The following is a 17,509-nucleotide window of genomic DNA, read 5'->3' as shown; positions in this document are numbered from 1 at the left end:
AGGTCTGTGTATGCATCTTCCTCGTTTGTTTATCCTTCCGTTTTTATATCTATTTTTCGTTCGATGATCGCTGCAAGTGCTACGAATAACACAGCATAAATAAGTAAGATCAAGACACTCATCCATTGAATCGATTGCCCAGCTAGTAACTCCCAGGCCGGTTTTGCCAATCGATAGGTAGGTGTCCACTTTGCAATTTCTTGCATTACTTTTGGCAGTGCTTGTATAGGAGTCCATAGTCCGCCTAGCATAGAAAGCACGAGATATACGAGCGTTCCAAGTACTTGCGCAGCGTTACCTGCCATCCCAATGAGCACACCGAGTGCAGCAAATGGCAATGAACCGATCCATAGCCATAGAAAGACTTCAATCCACCTTACAAGTGGCATAGTGACATGTTGTGAAAATCCAGCAACAATAAAAACGACAAGAATGATCAATAAAGAAAGTGTAAGCTGTGTAAATACTTTTGCTAGCGCATATCCAACCGATGATAATGGCGTCGTTCGCAAAAATCGTACCCATCCGCTTTTACGCTCTGTTGCAAGCCTTACAGAAAGCGTATTAACTGATGATCCTACAACGCCAAACGCCGCCATAGAGACCATAAAGTACTCACTCCAATAGGTTCCATCGATTGCAACTTTAGTCCCTATTTCATTAATAAATATAAAATAAAATGCGATAGGCATACCAAGTGTCAAGAAAAAGAAGCGACGGTCTCTAATGGTACGTAGAAGATCCGCTTTCCACTGTGACCATAGAGCCCTCATGTGCGTGCCTCCTTTTCTATGGTTAGATGCACAAATGCGTCTTCTAAACCGCCACCAGTTACTTGGATATCACTTATGTCGTACTTCTGGATAATTAAGTTTCGCAAAAGCGCATCTGAATCTGATGTTCGTAAAGTAATTTGTCTCCCTGCTGTCTTTACATCAAGTACATGAGGTAACGAATGAAATCCATCGATGTCACATCTCATTCCAGCGATAAACGAAATTTGCCTGCCCGCAAACTGCATCTTAATTCCTTGCGGAGTATCATCTGCAACGATCGTTCCTGAATTCATGACGATCACGCGATCTGCAACCATATCTGCTTCCTGCAAATCATGAGTAGTAAGAAGCAGTGTTTTTCCGGCAGAGATAAATTGACGTAGCTCATCCCAAAATTGTCGTCTGGAAGTTACATCCATGCCTACAGTAGGCTCATCAAGAAAAATGACTTCGGGGTCTCCTGCTAGAGCTAAAGCAAATTGTAGTCTACGCATTTTTCCCCCTGACAAGGTACTCGCCATCGAACGCGAATCAGCGCCTAATCCAGAAACATTGAGCAGATGTTCCACAGGTAACGGATGTGGATAAAACCCGCGAAATAATTGGATGGTCTCAGTAACCGTAAGACGATCGGGCACGCTCACACCTTGGAGCATTACCCCCATGCGAACATGTTGACGTGCGTAACTAGGATCTCCTCCAAATAAGCGCACTTGACCACGAGATGGACGCACTAATCCTAACATCATAGCAATACTTGTTGTTTTTCCTGCCCCATTTGGACCTAGCAAAGCAATTGCGCTTCCTTTTTCAATGGCAAGAGATACGTCGCGCACAGCAACTTTAGAGCCAAACTGTTTTGTTACATTTGTCATTTCCACCACATTTGTCATCAACTCACTCCGTTCGCTCACCAGCCACTCTCCATGTTTTGTGCATCTCAAGATCAGATGGCAAAACAAATTGTTCTCTCATAGCGCGCCATGTCATCACAATCGATCCGATCAGCGCAAAATAAATAAAATAAGCATAAGGAACAAATTGCAAGGTTGATATGCCTAGAATTGCTCCTGCCTGTAATCCAAGAAGGTTCCAGGGAACAATGGCTGAAACTAGTTCAGATGAATCACCAATCACACGTAGTACTGATCGTCGATCGATGTTACGCCTTGCAAACTGTGGTAATAACGTATTACCACTCATGAGCGTTGCTAAGGATTGACTTCCCATTAACATAGCAAATGCAATACTAATCCCATAAGCAATCACGACCATACCTGATGCCTTATGTACGCGAGCAAAGAGGCGTTCAATTAACAGTTCAATCGCACCCCCTAGTGCTGTAACGCCTTGAAATGCCCCAGCCGTAAAAATGAGGAGGCTCGCCTGAACCATTTCTTGTAATCCTCCGACATAAAACTGTTTTTTTAGTATAACGAGTGGATACCCCCTCCATAGTTGACTTGCTAGTAACTGTACGGATTCGTGTGGGACTTTTGTCGCGTAAATGCTTCCAATCACTACAGCAACAATTAAATTATATAGTAAGGGGATACGCAGTGCCGCAAGAATGATCACAAGTATGGGCGGTACAATGAGAAGAAACGTAACCTGTGTCAAATGAACATGATGTAGCACAGGCATATGTGTGTATGTGGCATGTCCCATACTGTATATAGAAAATGTTAATAGGGTTAAAGCTACAGGCAAAATAGCCGTTCGGAGTAATTGACGTAGCGTTACAGATGGAGACAGATCAGCAGCTTTACTCATAATAATTACACTTGTTGACATGGGTGATGAACGGTCTCCTACCATGCCACCAGATACAAGAGCACCAGCTACTACCGGTAGTAGGTGCGGAGGGGTTAATGCAAGCATAGGTGGCCCGAGAATGCCCCATGTCGCCAAGGAACTTCCTATTACCATAGACAATACAGCTGACATTAAGAAAGCAATCCAAATTACATTGCTAGGGCGGATGAAATCTGATCCAATGGCTGTGAGAGTTGGGATCGTTCCATCAACCATCCATAGCGCGATGACGACGCCAACTAATAAAAGTACTACACATACACGCCACATATTTTGCATTCCTATCATACTCGCTCGATGAACTTCTCGCCACGTGGAACCTACAGCTAACGCATACAACATGGCCCCTACATACCCGATGACAATTCCAACATAAATAGGCCAACCTTTGATCATCACAAGGACGATCCCTACCATGAGAATAAGCGGAACAAACCAAGCATGTACTGTGTGTTTCTCTACGTTTATTTTTTTATTAGATGCAATCAATAGATAAACCTCCACGATCTGTAAGATGATTCCACTTGGTATTATACACCAAATCATCTTTACAGCTAGCACACGTCAGCCTGCATCAATGAAATTTCTACCAACATATCCCCCATCCCCATAAAAAGCTTGATGGCAACGAATCTCTATCACTGGCCGCTTGGCACGCTCGTGCAGCACTTATCATTTCATTATTCAGGAGGTTCAACAAATGCACAAAAGACAACAAATGACGTTATCCTTTACAGCCATAGCAATCGTGTTAGCTACGCTGACTCCTATTGCCGTATATGCGGATGCACGTAGCCATATAGAAAAACATGATTCAACCATAGAGCATCAAATACAGTCTCATCCCTATACTGTATCGTTGAAGGTGTATGGTACAACCGATCAAAAAGCACACGTTAAACCCATGGACACACGACAAGTCGTTGAAAGATATGAAACGATGGTTGCAAAAGCTAGGTATCAATATGCAGTAGCCATAGAGCATGCGCGTAAAGACAAATTGAATGGAACAGTAACGTATAAAACAACACTAAAAATAACGAAATATACCCTAATGCAAAAACTTCAGTCCTATATGTCCTCTTTACGCAAGGGTACGCCACCAGAGCGGGTATTGACAGAATTAAAAGGAATTCCATACACATCCCAAGATGTCAAGAAGGTGGGAATCTTTCGTGCCAGTCAACAATCGGCCGATCATATGGCTTTTGAGTACGATCAAGCACTTCACTTACTAGAGACAAAGCACATCAAACATGCTGCCTTTATTTTTCGCTTAAAAAACTTTACTAATAAGGCTCAAAATTTCATCAATACATTAAATATGTGGACCGAAGTATTGAATCATGATAACCAAGAACATAAGAAACAAAATGATGAGTTACACCATTCAACTCATGCAACGGCCACAGTTACTATCGATAGTACCACTACACTTTCAAATAATGAATAAATGAAAGTGATTAAATGAATTGAACTTTCGTTAACTAATTAGCCAACTAAAGATCTTCCAACAACCCTACTCGTTAAACCACAAACGAGTAGGGTTGTTGGATTTTACATATTTATTGAAATAACGTAAAGTAACAAGGAATCTTATGAAGAAGGGAACATGCTCATTGCTCATCATGACTATACACGCATTTGTTTCTATATTTGCCGTAATTAATCCTATAGGAAACCTACCTATTTTCTTAGGGCTCATGGAACGCCAGCATGCAATAGAACAACGTAAAACAGCGCGCAAAGCAGTCACCATCGCCTTTTTGATCCTTGTGATGTTTCTACTACTTGGTCAGACAATTTTACATGTATTTGGAATTACAGTAGCTGCTTTTCGCGTAGCAGGAGGAATCTTGATTTTTGGTATTGCTAATCGCCTACTGCATCCAACTCCAACCACTGTTCCTACCCTTCAAGTTGCAGAAGGAGAAACAAGTATGGAAAAGGAAGATCTCTCGGTCACTCCATTAGGGACCCCCTTATTAGCTGGGCCAGGAACAATTGCTACAGTCATGGCACTATCGGCCGGGCCTGATTTCATAACAAATTCAATAGCAGTATTTATTGGATTTACTCTTGTACTCTCGATTACATTTATCGTTTTTTACTATGCGAATAATATTAGTAAAAGAATTGGTCAAACCGAAATTAATGTTATTTCTCGTTTAATGGGGCTACTACTAGCTGTGATTGCCGTACAAATGATGGCTGAAGGAATTTTAGGACTATTCCCAGGACTAATCCATTAGATAATTTATTACTGGAATAGCCATGCTTCCACACTTACTGTTAGCTAATGAATCTCATTGGTTGATCAATTTGATCATTAAAATGCCCGGCTTCGTGTCGATAGGAAGAGTTTTCGCATTCTTCCTATCGATACGAAGCCGGGCATGATGTAGATACTGATCACTCGTTTTCATCATCTTGCAACAGAATCACTCGTGCTGGCGCAGCGTCTATCCCTATTACCGCGATTGGTGCTGCTACTAGAGTATAGTTTCCAGGCGCGATATGTCCTAATCGAAGTCCTTCGATAATAATAACACCAGAACCCATGAGTACCTTATGTGTTGGGTGATTCGGTTGTGCACGTTCAATCCCAAGCCCATCAATCCCAACGCCGGCAATTCCTATCTCAGCAAGATAGTTTGCTGCGTCTTCGCCCATATAGATAAATTGTGGATTCCAAATTTCATCATAAGAATTTTTCGTCTTGATTAGTAAAAAATCATTCTTTATCGGTGCGAAGCGTTCAATATCTGAGATGGTGATCACTGTTTCAACGAAAGTGAGATCTATGACTCTGCAAGACCGAATCAATTGCGTCAATGGTATACTCTCGGTGCCAGCACCATGCTCAATCATATGGAGAGGGGCATCGATATGCGTACCCGTGTGTGCATCCATATGCAAACGAGTCTCATGTGTTTTGTTGTGCGTAAAATCGCTCGTAGTTTCAAATAATGGACGCTTTTCTTGCACATTTTTATATACTGGCATGTTTAGATGTATGGGCATACTGACGTCAAAGATTTGTTTCATACACCATTCACCTCGTATCAAATGAGTAGAGTCGTAATATTGTGATGTCTGAATGTTACTTCGACCATTCGGTATGAAAGGTTCCGGGACGATCTACACGCTCATAGGTGTGAGCACCAAAATAGTCTCGCTGTGCCTGGATTAGATTTGCAGGCAATCGCTCGCGTCTGTATGCATCATAATACATGAGAGCATTGGCCATTGCAGGGACAGGAATTCCACGTATAGCCGCAATAGAAACGATCTTACGCAATGAATCCTGATATCGATCAAATACATCTCGAAAGTACGGATCGAGTAATAAATTAGTTAATTGTGGATTATTTGTATAGGCACTCATAATGTTTTGCAAGAAACGTGCACGAATAATGCAGCCCCCACGAAAAATACTGGCGATTTTATCAAGTTGTAGATTCCATCCATACTCAGCAGAGGCAGCACTCATTTGGGCAAACCCTTGTGCATAAGAACACATTTTACTTATATATAATGCTTGTCGCACAGCTTCCGAAAATTCTTCAAAATCCTCAAATTCTGTAGATGGTGTAGGTCCTACTAAAACGCGAGATGCTGCTACTCGCTCATCTTTCATACTAGAAAGGCATCTAGCAAATACAGCCTCCGTTATGACAGATAAGGGCACACCTAATTCTAAAGCACTGTCACTTGCCCATCTTCCCGTTCCCTTTTGTTTCGCAGTATCTAAAATCATATCGACCAGCGGTTGATTCGTTTCAGGGTCCATTTTATTGAAGATGTCTGCTGTGATTTCAATCAAATAACTATCGAGTTCACCTTGATTCCATTGTAAGAACATCTCATGCAATGCGGTTGCATCTAACTCTAATACATCGTGTAACAACTGATATGATTCTGCAATCAACTGCATATCACCATATTCGATACCATTATGAACCATTTTCACATAATGACCTGCACCATTAGGGCCTATATAGGTACAGCAGGGTTCTCCTGACACTTGTGCCGCTATTTTTGTCAAAATAGGTTCAATCATTTGATATGCCTTGGGATCTCCGGATGGCATAATCGAAGGACCGTGCAATGCGCCCTCCTCCCCACCGGATATACCGGTACCGATAAAAAGTATTCCATTTTTAGCTAAATCTAATTCTCTTTGAATCGTGTCTTGATAAAAGGAGTTTCCTCCATCTACAATGAGATCTCCTGCCTCCAGATAAGGACGAATCATTGCAATAGTATCATCTGTCGCGGATCCTGCTTTAACCATTAAAATAATTCGCCGTGGACGCTTTATTGATGATACGAACTCCTCTATGCTGTACGTTCCTAATAACTGAGCATTGGGATATTCCGCTATTAATTCTTGTGTCTTATCAGGCGAACGATTGAATAGAGAGACAGAATACCCCCTGCTTTCAATGTTCAGCGCTAAATTTTTTCCCATCACTGCTAAACCAACGACACCAACATCTTGACATTCCATATGATTCACCATCCTAATTAAATTAAAATCTATTACCACCAAGTATGTCCATCTGTTTGTATTAACTCATCTGCCTCTTTAGGACCAGAACTACCCGCTTCATACGTATAAAGCGGATGCCCATCGGCAAATGATTGAGAAATTGGATCAATCCACTTCCAGGCTAGTTTCACTTCATCCCATCTTGTGAAAAAAGTTGAATCGTTCCTCATCGCATCAAAAATAAGACGCTCATAAGACTCTGGAAGATCCTTTGTCTCTTGTGAAAAATCAATGGAAATCGGAGAAACAACACCATCTTGTTCAGGGTTTTTCCCATTTAACTGCAGTGAAATACCTTCTGTAGGATGGACGTGAATTGTTAAAAGATTAGTAAGTAATTTGCCGTTTTGATTAAAATACAATCGTTCAGGTAAATTTTTAAATTCAATAACGATCTTAGTTTCTTTCTTGTCTAGACGTTTACCTGTACGAATGAAAAATGGTACCCCAGCCCACCGGAAATTATCCACAAAGACTTTGGCGGCGATAAATGTCTCTGTTGTCGATTGAGGATCAATTCCCATTTCGTCAAGATAGCCGACTACAGAATGCTTGTCCATATTTCCGGAGGCGTATTGCCCTCTTACGATATGTTTTGTAACATCAGACGAAGTAAATTTGCGAAGTGATCGGAGAACCTTCACTTTTTCATCGCGAACCGCCTCTGTATTGAGCCTACTTGGAGGTTCCATCGCAACCATCATCAGCAATTGCAGCATATGATTCTGTACCATATCCCGCAGTGCACCTGCTCGCTCATAGTAATCAAAACGTTTTTCTACACCCACTAATTCACTTGATGTAATTTGCACGTTGGATATGTAGCGGTTATTCCATAGCGGCTCAAAAATAGAATTGGCAAATCGCAGAACTTCAATATTTTGAACCATTTCTTTACCTAAATAATGGTCAATACGAAAAACTTCATGTTCTTGAAATGCGGATGAGATCCGTTCATTTAACGCTGACGCTGACGCCATATCATGTCCAAATGGTTTTTCGATAATAAGACGACACCATCCACTGCTTTGCGTGACACTATATTCCTTTAAGTATAGCGCTACCTGATCAAATAAATCGGGTGCTAACGATAAATAAAAGATGCGATTTTGCGGTAAATAATTATTTTCTTCAATCGTTTCAAGTGAAGTTTTTAATGATTGATAATCATTGGGTTCACACGCATCAAATGAAAGGTAATATACGTGGTCAATAAATGTTGTGGTTTTCCCCATATCATCTGACGAATGCCTTGAGTATTCCTTTATCGAGGAGAGAATAAATTCTTGATACGATTCTCTAGTCATAGATTTTCGAGAAAGACCTAAAATTGCAAAGCCATGAGGCAATTTGTCGTTTAAAAATAAGTTGTAGAGGGCTGGAATAATTTTGCGCTTAGCAAGATCTCCACTTCCACCAAATAAAACAAAAACCTGATCATCCAATCTCATTCACCCTTATATGGTTGGTTTACATGGTTAGATTTGCTCCATAAACTCTAAACGATTGCCAAACGGATCATCGACATGAAAGCGATCGATTCCAGGCAACGCATCATTCTTTAAGGAATAATCTAATGCAAGTAATTTTTGGCGTAAGGCATCTAGATTTGTAACAAAAATGGCCGGATGTGCTTTTTTAGCAGGTACAAAATGAGTATCTACACCTATATGTAGTTGCTGTTCTCCACACTGAAACCACACTCCGCCATTTATCTTCAACTTTTCTGGTTTTTCAATCTCTTGCATCAAAAGAACTTCTCCAAAAAAATGGCGAGCTTCCACTTCACAATCCGGAGGAGCAGCGAGTTGTATGTGATCGATTCCACAAAACGCATAGTTCATATGAATTCCTCCCAGCCAGTGTAGATACAGTATAACCGATTATCTCACTAAGCACATGCAGTACAATAAGGAGGGCTGTTAATAGATCTCCGAACATATACATGTACTAACCACCTTAAGGAGATTATCACTTGCATGATAAATAAAATAATTAAATGGCTGGTTATCAGCTCTATTTCTTTTACCTTACTTGCAGGTTGTGCAACACAAAATTCTCAGTCACCAGTAACGCACCACCACCATATTACAGACAAAATGAGCCTGCCACACACAAATATAAGTATTCAGAATATATGACGTATCATTCAATTGTGCCGTAAAAATATAAATTAATGAATATGCAAAAGGGCCTATATAGGCCCTTTTGCATATTCATTGCGGTATTGCTATTTACTTACTGGTAGGTACCATCCTTTTGTGCAAGTGCAACGGCCTGTTGATATGCGCTCTGCATGGCTTCTACAGGAGTCTCTTTATTAATTAAGACACCAACTATGGCATTCAATAATACTTGATGTGAAAATTCATCCCACCATGCTACTTTAGGCTCTGCAATCGCACTCCCAAGTACATTCAGAGACACTTGTTGCGCGGTATGTGTGCTAAGGAACTGCGCAGCAGAGTGAGCTACATCAGAACGCACCGGAAGATATCCCTGGCTATTTTCCATCCAGTAGACTTGGCCTTCTTTGGATGTTAGATATTTAATAAATGTAAATGCAGCTTGTTGTTGAGCTGAAGTCGCATGTGAAAATAATCCTAAGTATCCACCATAAAGACTCGTTGATGCATCTTTATCTGCAGGTAATGGTGCTTCAGCAATCGGAAACTTACCTGCTACAGCTTGTTGCAAATAAGGATAAAAACCGGTCGTCCCAATAAGAATAGAACTTGTCCCGTTAGCAAAGTCAGTTTGCGATGCATAGCCATGTGTAAGAACAGCAGAACCGTTCTTAATCATATTGCTCCACAATGTTAACGCTTGTACGGCAGGACCATTTGGGGCAAATGCTGCTTTATTTGGTTGTCCATTAGCACCTACAAAATTACCACCAGCTTGATCAAAAAATGCTAACCAAGGATAAGAATGTACTAGAGTAATAGCGAAAGCCTGATGACCAGATGTGGATAGTTTAGAAGCATCTTGTGTGAATTTATTCCAAGTAGTAGGTGGTGTAGAGATACCTGCTTTTTGAAACTCATCTTTATTGTAATACATGATAGCTGCACCAAGATTAAATGGTAGTAGATACTGATCTCCATTTGGCCAACGACCTGGTTTTAGCATATTTGGGTAAAAAGAAGATAATGAAAAACCATTCTGTCCTGCAATCATTGGACTGAGATTGACTAAACTGCCTGTTTGGATAAATCCAGTTGCCCAAGGTGGATTCATTTGTGAAATGGTTGGAGGATCTTGTGCTACAATGCTGGCTAGTAACTTAGGTTCAAGTGCAGCATCATTAGGTACGACCACATCTTGTACTGTAATGTTCGGGTGCAGTTTTTCAAATGCACTAATCTCACCAGAGAGAGCTACTTCATAAGGCCCTGTCATTTCATTCCAAAATGTGATCGTCACAGGACTCTTACTTGACACAGGTGCAGATGATGCTGCAGGTGTACCACAACCTACTAATCCAGTTGCAAGTACTACACTGCTAAGCGTGGATATAACGACACGCTTTTTATTTAAGTTCTTCACATGAGTTCCCCCTTTTATGCCAATCATGATCTAGTACAATTTTTCAATTATCCTTTAATGCCTGTGTGACTCACCGATTCCACAATTTGACGCTGAGCAATGATGTAGAGAATCAATACAGGTAGTGTAGTAATTGCTGCTGCCGCAGAAAGCACAGTCCAATTCGTTCCATTTGCAGTAGAGAGATAGTTAGCAAGTCCTACTTGAATTGGCTGAACGGAAGGCCCTGTCGTGACAAGTAATGGCCATAAAAAAGAATTCCAGCTTAATAGAAATAAATATATACTCACTGTAGCTAATGCTGGAATTAAGTTTGGAATCACGATTTTCCACAAGTATCCCCAATTACCAACACCGTCAATTTTTGCTGCATCTCGCAATTCTTTTGGCAATGCGCGCATAAATTGAACAAGCATAAAGACAGAAAAACCATTTGCCGCAAAAGGAATAATTTGCGCGGCATAACTATTCATCCAACCCAAGTCGCGAATGATCAGATAGACCGGGACTAAAATTGAATAAAAAGGAATCATCATGGTAGCTAAGATCATCGCCAATATATACTTTGAAAATCTACCCGGCAGATACACTAATGCATACGCCGCTAATACGGAGGTCAAGAGGGCGAGTATGGTAGTCGCAATCCCTATTCCAAGCGAATTGAATAAAAAGTGTAGCCACGGGGCCATTCCCCAAGCAACTTTATAGTTAGAAATAACACCTTGTGGAATCAGTGCTCCTGGAAAGCTATAGGCCCTTACTGAAGTTTCCAATGACGTAGCAAAGATCCACCATATCGGAAAGAGTGTAATGATCGCACTCATGATTAAAAAGAGATAAATAAGGAGACGAGCGCCTTTACTCATATACTTAGCCCCCGTAATAGACTGCTTTTCGGGAAACCCAAAACTGGAATCCAGTAAGCGCCGTGATCAGCAAAAAGAAAACGACAGCCGTTGCTGATGCTTCACCAAAATGAAAATAATTAAATCCGGTTTGATAAATTAAATAAGTAAGAGTTGTCGTTCCGTTGAGCGGACCGCCTCTAGTCAGCGCATAAATTTGTGTAAAAGTTTGAAAGGCATTGATCGTATTCACTACAACAACAAATAGTGTTGTTGGTGAGAGTAGAGGCCAAATAATCTGCCAAAATTGTCGCCATCTGCTTGCACCGTCTACTTGAGCGGCTTCTAATAACTCGCCAGGAATATTGGTTAATCCAGCCATGAAGAGTAGCATTGTGAAACCAAAACTAAACCAAATCGTATAGATAATGAGGCTAATAAGCGCTAAATTTGGATCATTAACCCACCCAATAGTGCTTGGCAGTCCGACTAAAGCAAAGATGCGATCAATCACTCCAACGGATGGTTGAAACATCCATAACCATACAGTGGATGTCGCAACGACCGGCATAACATAGGGCAAGAAGAAAAGGGCTCGAAATAAACCAACAGCACGGATGCCTTGAAACAATAAAATAGCAAATATTAGTGAAAGGGTACTACCAAATACAACGACAGCTGCTGCAAAAATTAAAGTAATTCGCAATGATTGCCAAAACAATGGTGAAATCAGCAATTGTTGATATTGATATAAACCAACAAAATGCGGATCCATTCCATAGACAAAATGAAAAAAGCTATAACCAAATACCATGAAAATCGGAATAATCCAAAATACAGTTAAAATCGAGGCAGATGGAACGAGATACCATAAACCCTGCCGCTCGTCCGATCGTGCAGTCATCTTCACTTGCTTATCCTCTCCGACAGTTCGACTTTTCGCGTTAGAGTATAGGTCACAAGTCCCTCACGATGATAACCGTGGCTGTAGATCACAGGCGCATGATCAGGTGTATACGCAACTTGTTGTAAAAACAACACGGGATCATCCGCAGCTATATGTAACGCTTCTGCTGCTTCTTCTGTTGTACGTTTAATAGTCAGATCAGCAATTGCATAAGAAATACAAATGCCTAATCGACTAAGTGTCGGCAACATTTTATCCGAAAAATCGGACAAGTTGACGGAGATGTTTTGAATGCTTGTAGGCAAGTAATCGACTAGAAAAACGGCTGGTTGACCATCTGCTAAAATCGTTCTTTTCACACGATAACCTGGAGTGTTTTTTGTGACTTTCAATTTTTCACAAACTGCTACAGGAAGTATCAGATGTTCGACATGAATGTCAGCAACAGATGGTTCATATCCATTGTTGCGTACAATATCAGCTACGCTATACAGTGCTTCCAAAGAAGCATTCATGGATGGCAATGGTCCACTAACAAAGGTACCAACCCCGTGTTTGCGAATCACTAATCCTTCTTGCTCAAGCGCACTAAGAGCTGAACGAATTGTTGGACGACTAATCCCCAATTGTTTAACCAATTGATCTTCTGATGGAATGCGATCTCCTGGTCTACTCGCAGCAAGAATCTCTTCTATGCTTTCTCTAGCAAGCCGTTGCCTAGGTATGAAGCTATTCAACACACCACCCCTCAAACACTGCGTCTTAACGATTAGACATAAAACGTTAGACATGAAACGTCAAACGTCTTATGTCTTGGATTATAGCAAGTTTTGAAAGACTGTCAACTACTCATTTCTCTAGAAAACTTCTATATAAGTAAAAGTGTATTTAACATGTGGCTTAAGGTTGCTGTTCCTGTTGCAAGGACATCTCGAACACGAAGTCCATCAATACCGCTACCAATCGCACCGGCTTGCCCGCCGGCTTCTTGCACGATTAAAATACCTGCTGCAATATCCCAAGCGTTAAGATCGTATTCCCAGTAGCCGTCTACTCTCCCAGCAGCTATCCATGCTAAATGTAAGGCTGCAGATCCTATAGCACGCAAATTTCCAGCTGCTGCAACTATTTTTAATCCAGCATCAGTGCGCTCAGAACCTATTCCCCCGCGAGCTGGAAATCCTGTTGCAAGGATCGCTTTTTCAATCTCCTGACGTTTAGATACTTGTAGAGTTTCCCACGGTAAAAATGAATTTGTATGTTCTATAACTACGCTCTTTTCTTTGTGATCAGCTATCTGTAAATCACACCAAATCTGGGCTTCTCGACTACTGGTACGATAGGCACCGCGACCTTTGTAGGCAAGAAAGACTTCATCGTGATATGGATCATAAATTACACCTAACATGACCTTTCCTTTGTGGGCATAAGCGATAGAAACCACTGAAAGACGCATATGCTGTACAAAATTTGTGGTTCCATCCAATGGATCGATGATCCATAAATGTTCTTCCTCACTAACTGCATTAATTGCTTCAATAGATGCACTAGACCCTGGTGCTACCTGTTCCTCACCTAATAACACATGATGAGGATACGTTGCACGTATATGTTTATATATGATCGCTTCACATTGTGAGTCGACTTCTGTTACGACATCAGCAAATGAAGTCTTCATTTTCACTTGTTTACTAGAGTCAACTCTTTCACGAAAATGATCTCCAGCCTCAATGGCAGCCCTTATCGCTACAGAAAGTAATTCATATTTCGGAAGATCAGAAAGCATACTCTCACCCTTTCACATCTAGAACGGTATATCACATAAATATACGTGGCCACCTAATACACGTAGTAAACAGCAAACCTTACTAGTAGATAAAACAGCAATTGCAAAATAAACTACGCTGAATTTTAGCGCAATCTACTTTGCAATCACTCTGGAAAATAGGTGGCCATGTAGTTTCTTACACGCTGTAGGTACCATTTTGACACATAGACAATGAATTGTGCAAGAGTCGACAAAGATTCACACACAGATCATCCGTTTACAGACGTGAAGTCACCATTTTCCTATGTGTATAAAATTCAACGCCATCGCGGCCATTAGCATGCAAATCTCCATAAAAAGAATGTTTCCATCCTGAAAAAGGAAAAAAAGCCATGGGAGCAGGTACGCCTATATTGACTCCAAGCATTCCTGCATCGATCTCTTCTCGGAATTTACGTATGGCACTAGCACTATCGGTATAGATACATGCACCATTTGCGAATTCAGATTGATTGGCTATGGCTATGGCTTCGTCAAGTGTTTGCGCACGCATGACAGACAGCACGGGTGCAAATATTTCATCTTTCCAGATGGACATATGTGTATTGACATCAGTGAAAATAGTCGCGCCTACAAAATAGCCGTCATCTTCTGATACTGGCATATCTTTTCGCCCATCGCGCAAAAGCGTTGCGCCTTCTTTTTGTCCGCTTTCGATGTACTTTAGTGTTTTTTCTTTATGTGACTGGCGTATGACAGGCCCTAGTTGCACAGAACGATCGGACCCATCTCCCATTTTTAGTGCAGAAGCTGCTTGATTTAATCCATCAATTAAAGAATCAGCGATCTCACCGACCGCGACCACTACTGCACAAGCCATACAGCGCTCTCCAGCCGATCCAAATGCTGCAGCTGTAATTCCGCGCACGGCTTCTTCAAGATCGGCATCTGGTAAGACAATGGTGTGGTTTTTTGCTCCAGCGAGTGCTTGCACGCGTTTACCATGTGCCGCCGCTTTTTCATACACATATTTAGCGACAGGCTGCGAACCAACAAAAGATATCGCTGCAATGGATGGATGTTCTAGAATGCCGTTGACTGCATCGTGTGCACCATGAACAATATTTAATACTCCATCTGGCAATCCTGCATCTGCAAATAATTCAGCTAAACGTTGTGCGAGTAACGGTGTGCGCTCCGATGGCTTTAAGATAAACGTATTTCCACAAGCAATCGCAAGCGGAAACATCCAACAAGGCACCATCATAGGAAAGTTAAAAGGCGTGATTCCTGCTACCACTCCAACAGGGTAGCGATACATACCTGACTCCATATTTGTGGCGATATCTGGCAATTGAGATCCCATCATGAGCGTTGGCGCGCCTGCGGCAAACTCCACATTTTCAATACCGCGCTGAACCTCGCCATATGCATCATCGTAACTTTTTCCATTCTCTAGTGTCACTAAGTGTGCAAGTTCTTCCCAGTGTTCCACGAGTAATTGTTGATACTTAAAGAGAATTCTCGTACGCTTTGGAACGGGAGTCTTACTCCATGTTCCAAAGGCCACTCGCGCCGCTTGAACTGCTTGATCAATATCCTCAAAAGTAGATAAAGGTACTGAGTGGATAGCTTCACCTGTGGCAGGATTAAAAACTGTTTCACTATGACTTGATGATGATGGTACCCACTTCCCTCCAATTAAATTATTTAATTGCTTAAGTTGTTCAGTCATATTCAATGTGCTCCCTTCACTTGCTAGTCCCTCTGTAAACTATACAGCTTATTGATTCTCTCACTAAGAGATTTTTTCTTCAGTAATTTGATTGTACTCCGCATCAGTGAGTACAGTTGGATCATTTTTCATGAGCAACCAATACGATATGAGTCCTGCTAAGAGTCCAAAAAACCACCCACCACTCCAAAGGAAGGACAGTGCTGGCACCACTAATCCAAGAACGGATATCGCCCAACCAATCAGTAAAGCATAAACGGCTCGTAAATTAATACCCCGCGAGTAATCATACCGTCCATTTTCAGTGTAGAGTTGCGCTAGATCTAATTTTTTTGAACGCACTAACCAGTAGTCTGCAATGGCAATGCCATCAAATGGTCCAAGTAGCGCTCCATAGGTACCTAACCAAACGAAAATATAATTGCTAAAAGCAGAAAGCACATACCATGGTTGCATGCCAAGTGCTAAAATGCCTGTAATGATAGCACCTAGGCTAAAGGTGATCCGTCGTGGCCACAGATTCTCAAAAGCGCGCGCAGGAGCCATCACATTAGCTCCAACGTTAATGGTCACAGACGAAAGAATCACAATGAGCCCTGCAATTATCACGGAAATAGTTGGGAATTTAACGATTAACATGACTGGATCCCAAATCGCTTGCCCATATAGCAGCACTGTTGCTGAAGTCACTGCAATACCGATAAAGGAGAATAATGCCATGGTTAGTGGCATAGAAAAAATTTGCCCTTTTGTCTGACCTTTTTGCGTCATAGCATAGCGAGTATAATCTGGAATATTGAGAGCCATTGTCGCCCAAAATGCTATGACGCCAATCACAGAAGGATAAAATGCGGCCCAAAAGTGAAAGCCTTTGACTGTGGATGAGACAGATAGCATTGGAACAATCCCACCGACTCGAGTAAGCGCCCAAATGAACAATGCAATAGCAGCCACGACAAGCGTTGGTGCAGCAATACTGGCGAGCCTTCCAATAGCCTGCGGTCCGCGCATCGCAATGAGTACATTGATGGCCCAAAAAATCAGAAAAGAGAGAGCAAGATGAAAGCTAATGGCATCCCATCCACCGACCAGGCGACTTAAAATGGCATCGAGAGCTTGACCGCCAAACCACGAGTTAATACCGAACCATCCAGCTGCAATGATTGCTCGTGCAAGCGCTGGAATGTGTGCGCCGCGACTCCCAAACCACAACCTTGCAAACACAGGATAAGGAATACCAAACTTTGTTCCTGCATGAGAGACTAGCAAAATGGGAATGAGCACAATGATGCTGCCAATCAGGATGGTCAGTACAGATTCCCACCAATTCATCCCTAGCGCAATCATGCCACTTGCCAAGGAATACGTTGGCAAACAAATAGACATACCTACCCAAAGAGCTACAAATCGATTGCCTCCCCACGTATGCTCATCCCTCGTACAAGGGCGCAAGTCTTCATTCCACAGGCTTTCATTGTGCGCTAATTGGCCCATGGCAGCATCGGTTAACGTGACAATGCCAGCATCATTGATCTGAGTGGCCATTTACATTCTCCTCA

Annotated in this window: 16 protein-coding genes; 2 read left to right on the top strand and 14 right to left on the bottom strand. The window is 41.7% G+C overall.

Annotated elements, in window-relative coordinates; all coding sequences use genetic code 11:
* Positions 1–29 precede the first annotated feature (29 nt).
* Genes MM817_RS11320 through MM817_RS11310 form a run of 3 tightly spaced genes read right to left on the bottom strand, consistent with a single transcriptional unit; the run spans position 30 to position 3,080 of the window.
* A complete protein-coding gene (locus MM817_RS11320) occupies positions 30–773 on the bottom strand; it encodes an ABC transporter permease (protein WP_241715066.1) in 744 nt (247 codons plus the stop codon).
* On the bottom strand, positions 770–1,690 hold the full coding sequence (locus tag MM817_RS11315; protein ID WP_241715064.1) for an ABC transporter ATP-binding protein: 921 nt from the start codon (positions 1,688–1,690) through the stop codon (positions 770–772). The genes MM817_RS11320 and MM817_RS11315 overlap by 4 nt, the downstream gene beginning before the upstream one ends.
* Positions 1,674–3,080: a Na+/H+ antiporter NhaC family protein gene (locus tag MM817_RS11310; protein ID WP_241715061.1), complete on the bottom strand. Its 1,407-nt coding sequence runs from the start codon at positions 3,078–3,080 to the stop codon at positions 1,674–1,676. The genes MM817_RS11315 and MM817_RS11310 overlap by 17 nt, the downstream gene beginning before the upstream one ends.
* A gap of 211 nt (positions 3,081–3,291) precedes the next feature.
* On the opposite strand from MM817_RS11310, the gene MM817_RS11305 reads away from it, so the two are divergent.
* Together MM817_RS11305 and MM817_RS11300 are read left to right on the top strand one after the other, a co-directional pair.
* Positions 3,292–4,044, top strand: a complete 753-nt coding sequence (locus tag MM817_RS11305) for a hypothetical protein (protein ID WP_241715051.1) — start codon at positions 3,292–3,294, stop codon at positions 4,042–4,044.
* Between the two features lie 145 nt (positions 4,045–4,189).
* Positions 4,190–4,843: a MarC family protein gene (locus tag MM817_RS11300; RefSeq protein ID WP_241715049.1), complete on the top strand. Its 654-nt coding sequence runs from the start codon at positions 4,190–4,192 to the stop codon at positions 4,841–4,843.
* A gap of 160 nt (positions 4,844–5,003) precedes the next feature.
* On the opposite strand, the gene MM817_RS11295 is transcribed toward MM817_RS11300, so the two are convergent.
* From MM817_RS11295 to MM817_RS11245, 11 genes are all read right to left on the bottom strand, one after another.
* The gene (locus tag MM817_RS11295) at positions 5,004–5,639 is read right to left on the bottom strand and encodes a cyclase family protein (protein WP_241715047.1); all 636 of its coding nucleotides are present in this window, start codon (positions 5,637–5,639) and stop codon (positions 5,004–5,006) included.
* A gap of 55 nt (positions 5,640–5,694) precedes the next feature.
* A complete protein-coding gene (gndA, locus tag MM817_RS11290) occupies positions 5,695–7,104 on the bottom strand; it encodes an NADP-dependent phosphogluconate dehydrogenase (protein ID WP_241715045.1) in 1,410 nt (469 codons plus the stop codon).
* Positions 7,105–7,136: 32 nt separating this feature from the next.
* A complete protein-coding gene (zwf, locus tag MM817_RS11285) occupies positions 7,137–8,597 on the bottom strand; it encodes a glucose-6-phosphate dehydrogenase (protein ID WP_241715042.1) in 1,461 nt (486 codons plus the stop codon).
* Between the two features lie 27 nt (positions 8,598–8,624).
* A complete protein-coding gene (locus MM817_RS11280; protein WP_241715041.1) occupies positions 8,625–8,990 on the bottom strand; it encodes a VOC family protein in 366 nt (121 codons plus the stop codon).
* Positions 8,991–9,384: 394 nt separating this feature from the next.
* A complete protein-coding gene (locus MM817_RS11275; RefSeq protein WP_241715039.1) occupies positions 9,385–10,695 on the bottom strand; it encodes an ABC transporter substrate-binding protein in 1,311 nt (436 codons plus the stop codon).
* 47 nt (positions 10,696–10,742) lie between these two features.
* A complete protein-coding gene (locus MM817_RS11270; RefSeq protein WP_241715037.1) occupies positions 10,743–11,561 on the bottom strand; it encodes a carbohydrate ABC transporter permease in 819 nt (272 codons plus the stop codon).
* A gap of 4 nt (positions 11,562–11,565) precedes the next feature.
* Complete coding sequence (locus MM817_RS11265; RefSeq protein ID WP_241715190.1) at positions 11,566–12,444, bottom strand: carbohydrate ABC transporter permease; 879 nt, start codon at positions 12,442–12,444, stop codon at positions 11,566–11,568.
* 2 nt (positions 12,445–12,446) lie between these two features.
* Complete coding sequence (locus MM817_RS11260) at positions 12,447–13,184, bottom strand: GntR family transcriptional regulator (protein WP_241715035.1); 738 nt, start codon at positions 13,182–13,184, stop codon at positions 12,447–12,449.
* Positions 13,185–13,315: 131 nt separating this feature from the next.
* On the bottom strand, positions 13,316–14,233 hold the full coding sequence (locus MM817_RS11255) for an inositol monophosphatase family protein (protein ID WP_241715033.1): 918 nt from the start codon (positions 14,231–14,233) through the stop codon (positions 13,316–13,318).
* Between the two features lie 259 nt (positions 14,234–14,492).
* Positions 14,493–15,950, bottom strand: a complete 1,458-nt coding sequence (locus MM817_RS11250; RefSeq protein ID WP_241715023.1) for a CoA-acylating methylmalonate-semialdehyde dehydrogenase — start codon at positions 15,948–15,950, stop codon at positions 14,493–14,495.
* Between the two features lie 63 nt (positions 15,951–16,013).
* Positions 16,014–17,495 carry an NCS1 family nucleobase:cation symporter-1 gene (locus MM817_RS11245; protein WP_241715021.1) on the bottom strand — a complete coding sequence of 494 codons (1,482 nt, stop codon included), beginning with the start codon at positions 17,493–17,495 and terminating at the stop codon, positions 16,014–16,016.
* Between the last annotated feature and the right edge of the window lie 14 nt (positions 17,496–17,509).

This window comes from Sulfoacidibacillus ferrooxidans, from assembly GCF_022606465.1.
GTDB classification, from domain to species: Bacteria; Bacillota; Bacilli; order Alicyclobacillales; family SLC66; genus Sulfoacidibacillus; species Sulfoacidibacillus ferrooxidans.
The sequence above is the reverse complement of the archived record's forward strand: the minus strand, read 5'-3'. Positions and strand labels throughout refer to the sequence as shown.